This window comes from Streptomyces nodosus, from assembly GCF_008704995.1.
GTDB lineage: Bacteria > Actinomycetota > Actinomycetes > Streptomycetales > Streptomycetaceae > Streptomyces > Streptomyces nodosus.
The window spans coordinates 2,086,941-2,102,059 of sequence record NZ_CP023747.1 but is presented as its reverse complement, the minus strand read 5'-3'; the positions used below and the strand labels follow the sequence as shown (position 1 = coordinate 2,102,059).

The following is a 15,119-nucleotide window of genomic DNA, read 5'->3' as shown; positions in this document are numbered from 1 at the left end:
ATGGGTTCAGGCGGTGAGGGGGCGGGACCAGGACGGGGTGGTGCCGGTGACTCGGCACAGGGCCAGATAGAGCGGGATCGGCGGGGTGTAGGGGACGTCGTCGTCCGGGCGGTGGATCAGACCGGGGGTGTCCGGTGCGTCCGGTGCCAGCGCGCCGGGTGCGTAGCGTGCGGGGGCCGGCCACTCCAGAGCCACATCGGAGTCGGACGGCACGATCCACCACCAGTCGGCCCGGTCGGCGTAGACACAGCCCACCCGGGGCAGCCGAGGCAGCACCAACGGTCCGTAACGGGCGGGTACGGACACCGCGTCGCAGCCGAGCGGGAGCGTCATGCCGCTGGGCAGGGGGAGCCGTCGGCAGTCCCCCGCCGGTGTCCGTCGCGCCCGCCCGAGGCGGACCAGGGAGTCCAGGGCCACGGCCCGGGTACTGCCGGGTCCCGTGGTCCGCGCCGCCCTCACGCCCATGCGGTCCTCGTTCCCCCGTACGCGCCGGCCCCTGAACCCTGGCCGTCGGCCGGCGGCCGCTTCGCGCTCCAGCCCAGGTCGGACCGGGCCTCGCCGTCCGAGGCCGGTTCCCCGGCGCTCCGGTCCGGGCCGTGACCCGTGCCGGTGCTCGCGGTGTCCTCCGGCGCCGTCCCTTCCACGGCCCGGGACCTGCCGCCGGAACACGGCAGGTCCCGGGACGGCTGTGCGGGGACGACCGGCCCGGCCTCCGTCGGCCGGTCGCCCTCCCGTGGTAGCTCGGCCCAGACCAGCAGCCCGGCCCCGGCCTGCTGGGCACCCCAGGCCCGGCACAGGGTCGCGACGAGAAGCAGTCCCCTCCCGTGCTCCTCCTCGGGGAGGGACGGTGCGGGGTGCGGCTGGCCGGGAGCGCATCCCTCGTCCCGTACGGCGATGCGCACCACGTCGTGCTCGTCGCGGAGTTCGCAGACGACCCGCTCACCGGCGGTGTGCACGATCGCGTTGGTCACCAGTTCGGAGACGACCAGAGCGGCCGTGTCGCAGGTGTCCTCGCACGCCGACCAGCCGGCCAGCCGGGCACGCGTCAGTTCTCGGGCCTGTGCGACGGAACTCGGGCGTGCGGCGAGTTCGAAGCGGAACCGGCGTCCGGTGGCCACCCCCGGGCGCACCTCCCCGGCGTCGGCCGGTCCCCACAGGTCCCCGGCGGCCTCTGTCTCTAACGGCGCGGACGGAATCACGTCTGCCACTATCGCCCCGCCGCGAACACTTGGCAAGAGTCACTCTGAAAAATGCAGAGTGCAGTGTGACTTCGAGATGCCGCGTGGCACACTGCTTCGCAACAGCATTTACGGCGGCGCCAGTTGGTACCCGGTCAGGGGCAACCGCGTCCGCTGCCCGCATCGGGAGCCCGCACCCCGCGTGAGCACGCGGGCGGGCGCGCCATGCATGGTGCGGAAAGGTTTCGAACAGCGCCGTTCGGGCTGGAAAGGCACTGGGGACGCGAGGAGGCACGAGGTGAGCGAGCCGCGGTCGGCGCCGACGGTCGGTCAGGTCGTCCTCGGACGACGCCTGCTGGATCTGCGGGAACGCGCGGGTCTCAAGCGGGAGGAGGCCGCGCGCATCCTGCGTGTCGCGCCCGCCACCGTCCGCCGGATGGAGATCGCCGAGGTCGGCCTGAAGATCCCGTACCTCCAACTGCTGCTGAAGGCCTACGGGGTGAGCGACGAGGAGGCCGAGACGTTCGTCCAGCTGGCGGAGGAGGCCAACCGGCCGGGATGGTGGCAGCGGTTCCACGACATTCTCCCGGGCTGGTTCTCGATGTACGTCAGCCTGGAGGGCGCCGCCACGATCATCCGCCAGTACGAGCCCCACTTCGTGCCCGGCATCATGCAGACCGAGGACTACGCCCGGGGCGTCCTGAGATCGGGCGCCATCGGCCAGACCAGACCCGAGGACATCGAGCGGCATGTGGCGCTGCGCATGCAGCGTCAGGAGCTGCTGACGCGCGCGGATCCGCCCCGGGTCTGGGCCGTGATGGACGAGACGGCGCTGCGCCGCCCGGTCGTCGGCCCCCAGATCATGCGCGACCAGATCGAGAAACTGCTGGAGGTCGTGGAGCTGCCCCAGGTGACGCTGCAGGTGACCGAGTTCTCCTCGGGTCCGCACCCCGGCACCTACGGGCCCTTCGTCCTGTTCCGATTTGCCATGTCAGAACTGCCGGACATGGTCTACAGCGAGTACCTGACCGGCGCCGTCTATCTGGACGCGCGCGCCGAGGTGGCGACCCACCTCGAGGTCATGGACCGCATGGCGGCTCAGGCCGCTACGGCACAACGCACGAAGGAGATCCTCGTGGATCTCCGCAAGGAGCTGTAATGGAACGCACCACGTCGCGCCAACGCGTCTACAACGGCATGCCCGCCCGCGAGTTGGGGAGTGAGGGCTGGCACAAGCCGTGGAGCGGTGGCAACGGCGGCAACTGCCTGGAGGCGATGAAGCTCGCCGACGGCCGGATCGCCGTCCGCCAGTCCACCGACCCGGACGGGCCCGCGCTGATCTACACCTCCGACGAGATGACGGCGTTCATCCGTGGGGCCAAAGCAGGGGAGGCCGACTTCCTGCTCACATAACTCCCTTGTTTCCATGTGTTGTTGCTCTGCAGACCACTAAATTGGCACTCAGTTGATCACTCACTGTCCTCGACATCCACGGAGTTCCTCATGACCGGGCAGGACCCCGCTCAGGACGACCTCGTCATCGACAGCAGCAAACCGCACCCCGCCCGTATGTACGACTGGTACCTCGGCGGGAAGGACAACTACCCCGTCGACGAGGAGCTGGGCCGGCAGATGGTCGCCCTCGAACCGAGGGTGCCCGTGATGGCGCGGGTCAACCGCGCCTTCATGCACCGGGCCACCCGCTGGCTGGCCCAGAACGGCATACGGCAGTTCCTGGACATCGGCACCGGCATCCCCACCGAGCCGAACCTCCACCAGATCGCCCAGGGGGTCGCACCGGACGCACGCGTGGTCTACTGCGACAACGACCCGATCGTGCTGGCCCATGCGGCGGCCCTGCTGCGCAGCACGCCCGAGGGCGTGACCGAGTATCTGCAGGCCGATGTGCGGGACCCGGCCACCATCCTCGAGGGGGCCGGGAAGGTCCTGGACCTCAGCCGGCCGGTGGCGCTCTCCCTGGTCGCGCTGCTGCACTTCATCCCCGACGAGGACGGCGCGTACGAGCTGGTCGACCGGCTGCTGTCGGGGCTGCCCTCCGGCAGCTGTCTGATGATGACCCACGCCACCGCCGACTTCACCCCGCAGGACAAGGCGACGGAGGCGACCGAGAAGCTCAGGTCGGGCGGGGTCACCCTGGCGCTCCGCTCCCGCGACGAGTTCGCCCGTTTCTTCGACGGACTCGACCTCGTGGAACCCGGCGTCGAGGTGGTCCACCGGTGGCACCCGGAGCTGGGCGAGCCGGTCCCCGGCCAGGACGACGGGATCATTCCCGGCTACGGCGCGGTGGCCCGCAAGCCGTAACCGGGCGGGACGGACGGGACCGGAACCGGACCGCACCGGCCGTGGGGCGCCCACCAGGTGTCCCACGGCCCGTGCGGTCCGGTCGCTTCCACCGGCGTCGCGCGGTCCGGTCGTATGGTCCTTCCACCGGCGGTCGCGCGGTCCGGTCGCGTAGGCCCGTCCCGTGGTCGCCCCACCGTCGCCGGCCGGACCCGGGCGGGGCGGGTCAGGCGGTCATCGGACGGTCGTACGGTCCGATCGGCGCCGGCAGGCGCGAGGCGCCCCCGTTCAGCAGCCGGTCCACCGCCGCCGCCACGGCCCGGCCCTCCGCTATCGCCCATACGATCAGCGACTGTCCGCGCGCGGCGTCCCCGGCGGCGAACACACCCGGGACGTTGGTCGTGAAGTCCTCGTCCCGGGTGATCGTCCCGCGCGGGTCAAGGGCCAGCCCGAGCTGGTCGATCAGCCCGTCCTCGCGGTCGGGCCCCGAGAACCCCAGGGCGAGCAGCACCAGGTCGGCCGGCAGGGTCCGCCCGGTGCCCGGCAGCGGCTTCCGCCGCTCGTCCACCTCGACCAGATGCAGCGCTCGCACATGGCCGTCCGGGTCTCCCTCGAAGCGCAGCGTGGACGCCGCGAAGAGCCGCGCGTCCGCGTCCGCGGCGGGCGCCGTGCGCAGCGCGCCCGCCTCCTCGTGCGCGCCGGTCAGCCGGTAGATCTTCGGATAGGTCGGCCACGGCTGGGTGAACTCGTTGCGCTCCGCCTCCGGCAGCGGATAGATGTCCAGCTGGGTGACGGACGCGGCACCTTCGCGCACCGCGGTCCCCAGGCAGTCCGCCCCGGTGTCCCCGCCGCCCACGATCACCACATGCCGGCCGGCCGCCGACAGCGGGGAGACCTCCAGATCGCCCTCGCACACCCGGTCGGCCAGCGGCAGATACCGCATGGCCTGGTGTATCCCGGCCAGCTCTCGCCCGGGGACGTCCAGTTCGCGCCAGGCCGTGGCGCCGGTCGCGATCACCACGGCGTCATAGCGGGCCCGCAGCTCGGCGGCCCCGATGTCCTCGCCCACGGTGACGGACGTCCGGAACTTGGTGCCCTCGGCGCGCATCTGCTCCAGCCGCCGGTTCAGATGCCGCTTCTCCATCTTGAAGGCCGGTATCCCGTAGCGCAGCAGGCCTCCGATCCGGTCCGCCCGCTCGTACACCGCCACCGTGTGCCCGGCACGGGTGAGCTGCTGGGCCGCCGCGAGCCCCGCGGGACCCGACCCGACGACGGCGACGGTCCGCCCCGACAGCCGCTCCGGAGGGCAGGGCGGGGCGAAGCCCTCCTCCCAGGCCCGGTCCGCGATGGCGGCCTCGACGTTCTTGATGGTGACCGCGGGCTGGTTGATGGCGAGCACACACCCCGCCTCGCAGGGAGCCGGACACAACCGTCCCGTGAACTCGGGGAAGTTGTTGGTGGCGTGCAGCCGTTCGCTCGCCGCCCGCCAGTCCTCGCGGGAGACCAGGTCGTTCCACTCGGGGATCAGATTGCCGAGGGGGCAGGCGTCGTGGCAGAAGGGGACCCCGCAGTCCATGCACCGGTTCGCCTGCCGGCTGATGATCGGAAGCAGCGCGCCCGGTACGTACACCTCGTTCCAGTCCCGCACCCGTTCCTCGACGGGTCTGCGGGGCCATTCCTCGCGGGGCGTGCTCATGAAGCCCCTGGGATCGGCCATGGCCTTCCCCTTGCGTACGCATAGGAACCACCGCTGCGTGCCACGATACGACGCCCCCCTGCCGCCCGCTCCCCGGCGCCGGGGCCCGGGATCAGGCGGCCTCCGGGAGCCGCCACGACCGCAGCACCGACTCCACCCCGTCCGCGATGCGCCGCCGCGCCTCGGGCCGTGGCACCCCCTCCATCAGCAGACGGTCGTACGCCGTCTCCCTGTGCCGCACGGACGCCCGTACCGCGGCCGTCACCGCCTCCGGCGACAGCGCCCGCCCCGCCGCGCTGCGCCCGACCCGTCCGCTGCCGCGCAGCGAGGCATGCGCCGCGATCGCCTGGGCCCGCCCCGCCGGGCATCCGGGGAACAGCCGCCGGATCTCCCCGGCGAACGCCTCCGTGAACCGCAGGTCCTGCACCGCCCGCCGCCGGGCGTCCCGCGCCCGGCGTCTGCGCCGGGCCTCGGCGTCCGCCAGACACCGCTCCTCGGCCAGCGCGAGGGCCGCCTCCTCGACGAGCACCCCCTGCCGCTCGTAACGGCCGTGGCGCCGGTCGAACCGCACCACCACCGCGGACAGCACGCTCGCCTCCCGCGACCGCCGGGTGAGCGCCGTGTCGCCCCGCGGCAGGAACACCAGATGCCCGAGGTCCGCACAGTCCAGACAGCGCGGCCTCCCCTCCTCCACCACCAGCAACGGCTGCGGTCCCCTCCGGCATGCGGAGCAGTGCCGTCGCCTCAGCGGCTGGACCACCACAAGGCCCGGCGGGAGCGGAGGAGTCGGGGGCGGCGGCGCCATGACGGCTTTCTTCCCCGCCGGGCGGGCCGTGGACCGCCCCGGCCGGAGCCGTCGCGCGGGAATGTCCGGGCCGACCGCGCGGGAAAGTCCCGGGCCGGTCGCATGGGAACGTCCGGGCCGGTCGCACGGTGGCGGTCCGGGACGACAGGGGTCCGGGCCGGCGCGGGTTCCTCTTGGGCCGGACCGGCGGCGGCGATCGTGTCCCGGACGCACCGTCGGGGCGCGGCATCATGGGCCCTGTGCGACTCGAACCGATCACCTGGGAGCGGCTCGGCGACCTCCTCGCCGACCGGCTGCTCCTCCTGAAACCCGGCGACGGCGGTGCCTGGCCGCGCATCGCGTTCGACGGCGCCCCGGCGGCGCGCCCCGGTGACCTCGCCCGGCGGGTGTCCGAGGCGTTGCGCCTGCGCGGCAGGCCCTCGCTCGTCGTCGGTGCCGAGGGCTTCTGGCGCCCCGCGTCCGTCCGCCTGGAACACGGCCACCGGGACCCGGAGTCCTATTACGACGGCTGGGTCGACACCGGGGCCCTGTGGCGCGAGGTCTTCGGTCCGCTGGAGCCGGACGGCGACGGCCGTGTCCTGCCCGATCTGTGGGATCCGGTCACCGACCGCGCCACTCGCAGCTCCCCTGTGCAGCTCCCGCCCGGGGGACTGCTGTTGCTCCACGGTCCGTTCCTCCTCCGGCACTGGTTCCCCTTCGATCTGACGGTCCATGTGCTGCTCTCGCCCGGTGCGCTGCGCCGCCGCACCCCGGAGCCGGAGCACTGGACCCTGCCCGCCTTCGAGCGGTACGGGAGGGAGACGGAGCCGGGCGCCGTCGCCGACGTGCTGATCCGCGCGGACGACCCACGCCACCCGGCCTGGAACGGCTGACGCACCGCCGCCACGGGCTCCGGGTGCGTTTCCCGGGGTACCCGGCAAGAATGAAGGGCGCCGGGACATGCGGTGCGTCCCGTGCCGCGCCGGCCGTCCGGTATCAGGAGGTACTCCATGACCACCGCCGGAGAAATCATGCACCGTGGCGCCCAGTGGATCCCGTCCCACGAGACCCTGGACCGCGCCGCCCAGCTGATGCGCGAACTCAACGTCGGTGCCCTCCCCGTCAGCGACGAGAACGAGCGGCTCTGCGGCATCCTCACCGACCGCGACATCGTCATCGGCTGTGTGGCCATGGGCCACGACCCCGCGCGGGTGACCGCGGGCGACCTCGCCAAGGGCACGCCGCGCTGGATCGACTCCAACGCCGGTGTGGACGAGGTGCTCAACGAGATGGAGTCGCACCAGATCCGCCGGCTGCCGGTGATCGAGAACAAGCGTCTCGTCGGCATGATCAGCGAGTCCGACCTCGCCCAGCATCTGTCGGAGGATCAGCTCGCCACCTGGGTCGAGACCGTCTACGCGAGGAGCATGACGCGCTGACCCGGCCCGCTCCGGCCGGTCGTTGCCGGGCCCGCTTCAGAACAGCGGCTCCGGCAGCACCCCTTCGAGCGCCAGCAGCTTCCGCTTGGTCTCCAGCCCGCCCCCGAACCCGCCGATGCCGCCGTCCCGCTCCACCACGCGGTGGCACGGCACCACCACCGGGAGCGGGTTGGAGCCCATCGCCATGCCCACGGCCTGGGCCGCGCCCGGCTGGCCGACCCGGCCGGCCAGCTCGCCGTACCCCACCACCGCCCCGTAGGGCACGGTGGACGCCAACTCGCGCAGCACCTGCCGATTGAAGCCGGTGATCAGGGACCAGTCCAGCGGCAGCCGGAAATCGCGCAGCTCACCCGCGAAGTACGCCGCGAGCTGACGTATCGCCTCGGCCAGCAGCGGGGAAGCGGCGTCCTCGACGGGGGCCGCGCCGAGCCGGGAGGCGAGTCGTGCCAGTGCCTGGTCCCGGACCGGTTCCGTCGCGTGGAACACCACGTTCACCAGGCCCGCGCGGGTGGCGGCCAGCAGCAGCGGGCCGATGTCGGTGGCCACCACCGTCCACACCGGCTGCTGCTCGTCCTGCCCAAGACTGTCCATGGCCCCACCGTACGGCGCGGCACCGACAATGCCCCGGGGCGCCCACGGCACGCGGACCGAGTCCGGCCGTACGCACCCCGCGGACACCGTCGGCCGCTCCCGGTCCGTACCCCTGGGAGGCACCCCTAGTAGGCGGTCACCGCCTTGCGCACCACGTCGGGCGCATTGGTGATGATGCCGTCCGCGCCCATCTCGGTCAGCCGCCGGGCCTCGTCCGCGCGGTTGACGGTCCAGGCGAAGACCTTCAGGGGCTTGGCGTGCGGGCCCTTGAACGCGTGCACCGCGGAGACATAGGGGCCGGAGAGCTTGCCGCGGTCGGAGTTGATCTGGTCGGTGAACCGCGCGTACGCCGGGAGTTCCGTGATCCGCGGGGTGCCCAGATAGGCGGTCCTGACCCCCGGCCGCAGCCGGTGGACGGTACGGACACTGTCCGCGCTGAAGCTCTGGACGATCAACCGGTTCCGCAGATGGCCGGGGTCGAGCCAGCCCTCCCGGTCCAGCAGCCGGAGGGTCTGGCTCTCGATCCCGGGGTACAGCTCCGGGTTCTTGATCTCCAGGAGCAGGTTCTGGTGGTTGTGCGACAGCCGCCGCATGTACTGCCGCAGCGTCGGTACGCGCACGCCCGCGTACCCGGGGCCGTACCAGCTGCCCGCGTCGAGACGTGCGATCTCCCGGGCGGTGAAGTCCTTGACCCGCCAGGGGGCCCGGCCGGGGAACAGCCGTTTCACATCGGTGGTGCGCTCCAGCGTCCCGTCGTGGATGACCACCAGCCGGCCGTCCTTGGTGCGCTGCACATCGTTCTCGACCCAGCCGAATCCCATGGCGGCCGCCTTGTCGACGGCGGCCAGGGTGTTCTCGGGCGCATAAGCTGAGGCACCCCGGTGGGCGATCACGACCGGACCGTCGGCGCTGACGGCTCCGGCGGGGGGAGTGGGCAGTATGGCGACGCCGAGCCCGAAGAAGACGGTGGTCGTGGCGGCGGCAACGCGCGCATGCATGCGTACTCCTCGCGTCGATCGGTCACATACAGCACCACAGTGACAGCACAGAGCGATGGACCGGAACGGCGGACGACCGTGGATTGACGCGCGTCGCCCGAAAACATGCGCCGGAGCCGCCGCGCCGGGGGCGGCGGCATCGGATTCTTTGCCGGAAAATCGTTCGACCGTTCCGGTGAGGGCCGGGAGGGCCCTAACCTCTGCCTAACCCCGGCCGATTCCGGTCGTCGCGGACCTGGGGCGGGGGAGTTGTGCGATCGGGGACTCGGCAGGGTGGGAGGGGCAGCCGCGTATGCAGGGCACCGTGGACGGCTTCAGCTATGGAATGGTCACACCGCTGGTGGCGTGCCTCATGGCCTGCCTCGGCGGCGCGCTCGGTCTGCGCTGCGTCATCAGAGCGAGAAGGGCCGCTCCGGCCTGGCGGGCGGGCTGGCTGGCCCTGGGATCGGCCACGATCGGGTCGGGCCTGTGGACCACACATCTCGTCGCGATGACGGGCTTCAGCGTCGCGGAGACCTCCGTGCACTACGACGAGCCGATGATCTTCGCCGGTCTTGTCGTCGCCGTCGTCATGGTCGGCATCGGTGTCTTCATCGTGGGCCACCGGGGCGCCACCGGGGTGGCGCTCTTCACCGGCGGCACCGTCACCGGACTGGGCATGGCCTCGATGCACTATCTGGGCATGGCCGGAACGCGCCTGGACGGGGTACTGGAGTACAACACCGTCACCGTCGCCGCGTCCGTGGCCATCGCGGTCGTCGCCGCGACCGCCGCGCTCTGGGCGGCCGGACGGCGCAGTGGATTCCTGTGGAGCGTCGGCGCCGGCCTCGTCATGGGACTCGCCATGGTCGGCCTGCACTACACGGGCATGGCCGCCGTCAGCGTGCATCTGCACGCCACCCGCACGGTCCTGGCGGGCGACCATTCCGGCTCCCCGCTCGTCCCGATGATGATCGGTCCCCTCGTCTTCCTGTGCCTGGCAGGCGCCGTCGTGGTGTTCGACCCGCTGATGGTCATGGGCCGGCCCGAGCCGGCCCCGGCGGAGCGCAAGCCCGGTGTTCCCGCTCACCCAGGGAGCGGCCGTCCCGGGAGCGCCCGCCCCGGCCGGCGCCCGCCGTCGGGTGCCGGCCACCGCGACACCCGCAGCCGCGCCCCGCAGCGCCGGTGATCCGGCCCCGTTGTCAGTGCGGGGTCGTACGGTGGATGACATGCGGCCCGTATCACAGATCGAACGCACGGTGGCGCCCTTCGAGGTCGTCAGCCCCTACCGGCCCAGCGGCGACCAGCCCACGGCCATCGCCGACCTGGAAAAGCGCATCCGCGCAGGCGAGAAGGATGTCGTCCTGCTGGGCGCGACCGGCACCGGCAAGTCGGCGACCACCGCGTGGATGATCGAGAAGCTCCAGCGCCCCACCCTGGTGATGGCGCCGAACAAGACACTGGCCGCCCAGCTGGCCAACGAGTTCCGCGAACTCCTGCCGAACAACGCGGTCGAATACTTCGTCTCGTACTACGACTACTACCAGCCCGAGGCGTACGTCCCCCAGTCGGACACCTACATCGAGAAGGACTCCTCGATCAACGAGGAGGTGGAGCGGCTGCGGCACTCCGCCACCAACTCGCTGCTCACCCGCCGCGATGTCGTGGTGGTGGCCTCGGTCTCCTGCATCTACGGCCTGGGCACCCCCCAGGAGTACGTGGACCGCATGGTCGCCCTCGAGGTCGGCGACGAGATCGACCGCGACCAGCTGCTGCGCCGGTTCGTGGACATCCAGTACACACGCAACGACGTGGCCTTCGCGCGCGGCACCTTCCGGGTGCGCGGCGACACCATCGAGATCTTCCCGGTCTATGAGGAGCTGGCCGTCCGGATCGAGATGTTCGGCGACGAGATCGAGGCCCTCTCCACCCTCCACCCGCTCACTGGCGAGGTCATCAGCGACGACCGGCAGCTGTATGTCTTCCCGGCCTCCCACTACATCGCCGGACCCGAGCGCATGGAGCGGGCCGTCAACGGCATCGAGAGGGAGCTGGAGGTGCGTCTGGCCGAGCTGGAGAAGCAGGGAAAGCTCCTGGAGGCCCAGCGGCTGCGCATGCGCACCACGTACGACATCGAGATGCTCCGCCAGATCGGGACCTGCTCCGGTGTGGAGAACTACTCGATGCACTTCGACGACCGTGAGCCCGGCTCCCCGCCCAACACCCTGCTGGACTACTTCCCGGACGACTTCCTGCTCGTCATCGACGAGTCCCATGTCACCGTCCCGCAGATCGGCGCGATGTACGAGGGCGACGCCTCCCGCAAGCGCACCCTCGTCGAGCACGGCTTCCGGCTGCCGTCCGCCCTGGACAACCGCCCCCTGAAGTGGGAGGAGTTCCAGAAGCGCATCGGCCAGAGCGTCTATCTGTCGGCCACCCCGGGCCAGTACGAGCTGTCCCGGTCCGACGGCCAGGTCGAGCAGATCATCCGCCCCACCGGCCTCATCGACCCCGAGGTCGTGGTCAAGCCCACCGAGGGCCAGATCGACGACCTGGTGCACGAGATCCGCAAGCGCACCGAGAAGGACGAGCGCGTCCTGGTGACCACGCTCACCAAGAAGATGGCCGAGGACCTCACCGACTACTTCCTCGAACTCGGCATCCAGGTGCGCTATCTGCACAGCGACGTGGACACCCTGCGCCGCGTGGAACTGCTGCGTGAGCTGCGGTCCGGTGAGTTCGACGTGCTGGTCGGCATCAACCTCCTCAGGGAGGGCCTCGACCTGCCCGAGGTCTCCCTGGTGGCGATCCTCGACGCCGACAAGGAGGGCTTCCTGCGCTCGGGGACCTCGCTGATCCAGACCATCGGCCGGGCCGCGCGCAATGTCTCCGGCCAGGTCCATATGTACGCCGACAAGATCACCCCGGCGATGGAGAAGGCCATCGACGAGACCAACCGCCGCCGGGAGAAGCAGATCGCCTACAACACGGCGAACGGGATCGACCCCCAGCCGCTCCGTAAGAAGATCAATGACATCGTGGCGCAGATCGCCCGTGAGGACGTGGACACGGAGCAGCTGCTCGGCACGGGCTACCGCAGGACGAAGGACGGCAAGGCCGCCAAGAGCCCGGTGCCCTCGCTGGGCGACCAGAAGGCCAAGGGCGCCAAGGCCGCCAAGGGCAAGGCCGGTAAGACGGCCCCGACCGACCGTCCCGCGGCCGCACTGGCCGAGCAGATCGAGGACCTGACGGACCGGATGCGGGCCGCCGCCGCCGACCTCCAGTTCGAGATCGCGGCCCGGCTGCGTGACGAGGTCTCCGAGATGAAGAAGGAACTGCGGCAGATGAAGGAGGCCGGCCTGGCCTGACGGACCGTTGTCCGTGCCGGACCCCGGCATCCGTGCGGTGTGTTGCAAGACCGACACAAAGCGCGGACCGGGGTTCGGCACGGTCGACGCCGCTGCGTAGGGTTTTGAACATCCGCGGATCCCGCGGGGACCAGGGAGAACCTGAGAGGGGAACAGCGTGACCGTCAACTTGACCAAGGGTCAGGCCATCAGTCTTCAGAAGAACGACGGAGGCACGCTGACCGCGGTGCGGATGGGCCTCGGCTGGCAGGCCGCCCCCCGGCGCGGGCTGTTCGGCAAGCGCACCCGGGAGATCGACCTCGACGCGTCCGCCGTGCTGTTCGCGGACAAGCAGCCCGTGGACGTGGTCTTCTTCCAGCACCTCGTGAGCGACGACGGCTCCGTGCGGCACACCGGCGACAATCTGGTCGGCGGTGCCGGCCAGGGCGGCGACGACGAGTCGATCCTCGTCGATCTGGAGCGCGTCCCGGTCCACATCGACCAGATCGTCTTCACCGTGAACTCGTTCACCGGCCAGACCTTCCAGGAGGTGGAGAACGCGTTCTGCCGTCTGGTCGACGAGACCACCGGCCAGGAGCTGGCCCGCTACACTCTCGCGGGCGGCGGCGCGCACACCGCGCAGATCATGGCGAAGGTGCACCGCGTGGGCGGCGGCTGGACGATGACGGCCCTCGGCACATCCGCCGACGGCCGCACCTTCCAGGACCTGCTGCCGGCGATCCTGCCCCAGCTGTAGGGCGGCCGGACGCCCGGGACACGACGCGACACAGGGGGACGAGGCGATGGCGGCCGAGCTGGTCCGGGGGCAGAACCATCCACTTCCCCAGTCCCGACTCGAGGTCCGGGTGTCGGCCGGCCGGCCGGTCGTGGCGGGGGCCGCACTCGGCGACGCGCAGGGCAAGGTGTCCGGCAGCGAGTGGGTGGCCCACCCGGGCGCGCCCACCCTGCCGGGCCTGGAGGTCTCCCGGCAGGCGGCGGCCGAACACCGCCTCGCCTTCGACCTCGACGCCCTGCCGCCGGGCGTGCAGCGGGTCAGCGTGCTGCTCGCCCTGCCGCCGGGCATCGGCGGTCCGGTGCGGTTCGGCGCCGTCGCCGCCCCCTGGATCGCGGTCACCGGACTCGACGGCCAGGAGATCGCCCACTACACGATCACCGGACTGGACTCCGAGTCCGCGGTGATCGCGCTGGAGCTCTACCGCCGGCAGGGCGCCTGGAAGGTGCGCGCGGTCGGCCAGGGATATGCGGGCGGGCTGGCCGACCTCTTCCAGGACCAGGGCCTGCCGGAGGCCCGCCGGCTCGCGGACGGCATCAACGAGGCCGTGGCGCGGGGCCTGGCCCGCTCGGTGGCACCACCCCCGCCGCGACTGCCGGAGGGCGACCGCACCCGGCAGATGCCCGCCCCCGCCGCGCCCGGCGCCACCGGCGGCGTACCCCCGCGGCAGGACAGCCCCGGCGCGCCGCAGCAGGGTTCGCCCTACGACGCCCCCGGCCCGACGGGTTCCGCCGTACCTCCCGTCTCCGGCGGGGCGATCGACTACACCCACCCCCGCCGGGGGACCCCGGCACCGCCCCCGCCGGCCGCCCCCGCGGCTCCGCCCGGGCAGCCCGCACAGCCCGTCGCGGGAGACGCGACCGGCTGGTCCATGGACGAGCGGCTGTACAACCAGGTGTGGGGCATGTTCGAGGACCTGGCGCGCACCACGGCCGCGTACCGCAGCGCCGTCGACTTCGCCGAGGCGCGCCTGGAGCAGGAGCTGGACACGGTCCTGTCCGATCCGCGCAACAGGGTGAGCGGGCCGGGCGACGCCGCCCGCGCGGCCGCCGAGACCAAGCACACCGACCTGGTCGACCAGGCCAGGGCCGCGCTCGACCGTGACCTCACCCAGCTCGTCGCCGAGTCCGATGTCGTCGAGCCCGCCCTGCCCCCGGCGTTCGCCCGCTGGGACAACCCGGTCTGGCACGGCTACCGGGTGCCGATGGAGATCCCCATGGCCGTGCGCCTCGGCGACCTCCGGCTGCCCGAGAGCGAGAACCTCCGCATCCCCATGCTGGTGAGACTGCCGCTGGAGCGCGGGCTGTGGATCGACAGCGGCCGCCCGGGATCCCCGGACGCGCTCGTGGAGCCGGACGAACCGCGCCGGCTGGCCATGGAGACGGCGGTGACGCACGCGGCACGGCTGCTCGCCGTGTATCCGCCCGGCGAGTTCGCGGTGCAGGTCATCGACCCGGCGGGTGCGGGGGCCGCGGCACTGGCGCCCCTGGTGCGGTCGGGGGTGCTCGCCGCCCCGCCGGCCGCCGGAGCCGCGGGCACGGCCGAGATGCTGGCCGCCCTCACCCGGCGGGTCGACCTGGTGCAGATGGCGCTGCGCGGCGGAGCCTCCGACGCCCTGCCGCCCGGTTTCGACACCGCCGCACAGCTGCTGATCGTCCATGACTTCCCGCACGGCTTCGACGACCGGGCCGTGAACCAGCTGCGTTATCTCGCGGACGAGGGCCCGGCCGTCGGCGTCCATCTGATGATGGTGGCGGACCGGGAGGACGCCACCGCCTACGGCCCGCTGCTCGACCCGCTCTGGCGGAGACTGCTGCGGCTCACCCCGACGCCCGACGACCACCTCGCGGACCCCTGGGTCGGCCACGCCTGGACCTATGAGCCGCCGAGGGTGCCGGAGGGGAGCCAGGTGCTCTCTCAGGTGCTCACCCGGGTCGCCGAGGCGCGCCGCGCCTGGAACCGCTGATCCGGATCCGGGGCGTCCGACCAAGAACCAAGGACAGGTAAAGGGCT

General features: G+C 72.0%; 15 protein-coding genes. 9 read left to right on the top strand and 6 right to left on the bottom strand.

What is annotated here, in order from left to right; translation table 11 throughout:
• Positions 1 to 6: 6 nt before the first annotated feature.
• Both CP978_RS09615 and CP978_RS09610 read right to left on the bottom strand, forming a co-directional pair.
• Entirely contained in the window at positions 7 to 465 is a 459-nt protein-coding gene (locus CP978_RS09615; protein ID WP_043439404.1) for a hypothetical protein, read from the bottom strand.
• On the bottom strand, positions 456 to 1,118 hold the full coding sequence (locus tag CP978_RS09610; protein ID WP_376697918.1) for an ATP-binding protein: 663 nt from the start codon (positions 1,116 to 1,118) through the stop codon (positions 456 to 458). The genes CP978_RS09615 and CP978_RS09610 overlap by 10 nt, the downstream gene beginning before the upstream one ends.
• 358 nt (positions 1,119 to 1,476) lie before the next feature.
• Between CP978_RS09610 and CP978_RS09605 the strand changes: the two genes are divergently transcribed.
• From CP978_RS09605 to CP978_RS09595, 3 genes are all read left to right on the top strand, one after another.
• Positions 1,477 to 2,337 carry a helix-turn-helix domain-containing protein gene (locus tag CP978_RS09605; RefSeq protein ID WP_043439401.1) on the top strand — a complete coding sequence of 287 codons (861 nt, stop codon included), beginning with the start codon at positions 1,477 to 1,479 and terminating at the stop codon, positions 2,335 to 2,337.
• A complete protein-coding gene (locus CP978_RS09600) occupies positions 2,337 to 2,591 on the top strand; it encodes a DUF397 domain-containing protein (protein ID WP_150478184.1) in 255 nt (84 codons plus the stop codon). Before CP978_RS09605 ends, CP978_RS09600 begins: the two co-directional genes overlap by 1 nt.
• A 90-nt stretch (positions 2,592 to 2,681) precedes the next feature.
• Positions 2,682 to 3,500: an SAM-dependent methyltransferase gene (locus CP978_RS09595; protein ID WP_150478183.1), complete on the top strand. Its 819-nt coding sequence runs from the start codon at positions 2,682 to 2,684 to the stop codon at positions 3,498 to 3,500.
• A gap of 205 nt (positions 3,501 to 3,705) precedes the next feature.
• Here the strand turns inward: CP978_RS09595 and CP978_RS09590 are convergent, their stop codons facing one another.
• Complete coding sequence (locus CP978_RS09590; RefSeq protein WP_043439397.1) at positions 3,706 to 5,196, bottom strand: glutamate synthase subunit beta; 1,491 nt, start codon at positions 5,194 to 5,196, stop codon at positions 3,706 to 3,708.
• Between the two features lie 91 nt (positions 5,197 to 5,287).
• The gene (locus CP978_RS09585; RefSeq protein ID WP_150478182.1) at positions 5,288 to 5,980 is read right to left on the bottom strand and encodes a DUF2293 domain-containing protein; all 693 of its coding nucleotides are present in this window, start codon (positions 5,978 to 5,980) and stop codon (positions 5,288 to 5,290) included.
• 230 nt (positions 5,981 to 6,210) lie between these two features.
• Here CP978_RS09585 and CP978_RS09580 point away from each other — a divergent pair, with 230 nt between their 5' ends.
• Together CP978_RS09580 and CP978_RS09575 are read left to right on the top strand one after the other, a co-directional pair.
• Positions 6,211 to 6,852, top strand: coding sequence for a nucleoside/nucleotide kinase family protein (locus CP978_RS09580; protein WP_043448328.1), 642 nt, complete (start codon positions 6,211 to 6,213; stop codon positions 6,850 to 6,852).
• Positions 6,853 to 6,969: 117 nt separating this feature from the next.
• The gene (locus CP978_RS09575; RefSeq protein ID WP_043439396.1) at positions 6,970 to 7,398 is read left to right on the top strand and encodes a CBS domain-containing protein; all 429 of its coding nucleotides are present in this window, start codon (positions 6,970 to 6,972) and stop codon (positions 7,396 to 7,398) included.
• A gap of 36 nt (positions 7,399 to 7,434) precedes the next feature.
• On the opposite strand, the gene CP978_RS09570 is transcribed toward CP978_RS09575, so the two are convergent.
• Positions 7,435 to 7,989 (bottom strand): methylated-DNA--[protein]-cysteine S-methyltransferase, encoded by a 555-nt coding sequence (locus tag CP978_RS09570; protein WP_043439393.1) that lies wholly within the window; start codon positions 7,987 to 7,989, stop codon positions 7,435 to 7,437.
• Between the two features lie 125 nt (positions 7,990 to 8,114).
• Positions 8,115 to 8,987 carry a glycerophosphodiester phosphodiesterase gene (locus CP978_RS09565; RefSeq protein WP_150478181.1) on the bottom strand — a complete coding sequence of 291 codons (873 nt, stop codon included), beginning with the start codon at positions 8,985 to 8,987 and terminating at the stop codon, positions 8,115 to 8,117.
• Positions 8,988 to 9,279: 292 nt separating this feature from the next.
• On the opposite strand from CP978_RS09565, the gene CP978_RS09560 reads away from it, so the two are divergent.
• The 4 genes from CP978_RS09560 (at position 9,280) to CP978_RS09545 (ending at position 15,072) form a co-directional block, all read left to right on the top strand.
• Entirely contained in the window at positions 9,280 to 10,155 is an 876-nt protein-coding gene (locus CP978_RS09560) for an MHYT domain-containing protein (RefSeq protein ID WP_043439389.1), read from the top strand.
• Between the two features lie 40 nt (positions 10,156 to 10,195).
• Positions 10,196 to 12,334: an excinuclease ABC subunit UvrB gene (uvrB, locus tag CP978_RS09555; protein WP_043448326.1), complete on the top strand. Its 2,139-nt coding sequence runs from the start codon at positions 10,196 to 10,198 to the stop codon at positions 12,332 to 12,334.
• 157 nt (positions 12,335 to 12,491) lie between these two features.
• Positions 12,492 to 13,070 (top strand): TerD family protein, encoded by a 579-nt coding sequence (locus CP978_RS09550; RefSeq protein WP_043439388.1) that lies wholly within the window; start codon positions 12,492 to 12,494, stop codon positions 13,068 to 13,070.
• Positions 13,071 to 13,116: 46 nt separating this feature from the next.
• A complete protein-coding gene (locus tag CP978_RS09545) occupies positions 13,117 to 15,072 on the top strand; it encodes a TerD family protein (RefSeq protein WP_150478180.1) in 1,956 nt (651 codons plus the stop codon).
• Positions 15,073 to 15,119 lie beyond the last annotated feature (47 nt).

Bases quoted from the DNA above. Each gene is read 5' to 3' on its own strand.
- uvrB (WP_043448326.1), top strand. From the start codon at position 10,196: ATGCGGCCCGTATCACAGATCGAACGCACGGTGGCGCCCTTCGAGGTC.
- CP978_RS09565 (WP_150478181.1), bottom strand. From the start codon at position 8,987: ATGCATGCGCGCGTTGCCGCCGCCACGACCACCGTCTTCTTCGGGCTC.
- CP978_RS09575 (WP_043439396.1), top strand. From the start codon at position 6,970: ATGACCACCGCCGGAGAAATCATGCACCGTGGCGCCCAGTGGATCCCG.
- CP978_RS09595 (WP_150478183.1), top strand. From the start codon at position 2,682: ATGACCGGGCAGGACCCCGCTCAGGACGACCTCGTCATCGACAGCAGC.
- CP978_RS09600 (WP_150478184.1), top strand. From the start codon at position 2,337: ATGGAACGCACCACGTCGCGCCAACGCGTCTACAACGGCATGCCCGCC.
- CP978_RS09590 (WP_043439397.1), bottom strand. From the start codon at position 5,196: ATGGCCGATCCCAGGGGCTTCATGAGCACGCCCCGCGAGGAATGGCCC.
- CP978_RS09580 (WP_043448328.1), top strand. From the start codon at position 6,211: ATGGGCCCTGTGCGACTCGAACCGATCACCTGGGAGCGGCTCGGCGAC.
- CP978_RS09560 (WP_043439389.1), top strand. From the start codon at position 9,280: ATGCAGGGCACCGTGGACGGCTTCAGCTATGGAATGGTCACACCGCTG.
- CP978_RS09570 (WP_043439393.1), bottom strand. From the start codon at position 7,989: ATGGACAGTCTTGGGCAGGACGAGCAGCAGCCGGTGTGGACGGTGGTG.
- CP978_RS09585 (WP_150478182.1), bottom strand. From the start codon at position 5,980: ATGGCGCCGCCGCCCCCGACTCCTCCGCTCCCGCCGGGCCTTGTGGTG.
- CP978_RS09615 (WP_043439404.1), bottom strand. From the start codon at position 465: ATGGGCGTGAGGGCGGCGCGGACCACGGGACCCGGCAGTACCCGGGCC.
- CP978_RS09545 (WP_150478180.1), top strand. From the start codon at position 13,117: ATGGCGGCCGAGCTGGTCCGGGGGCAGAACCATCCACTTCCCCAGTCC.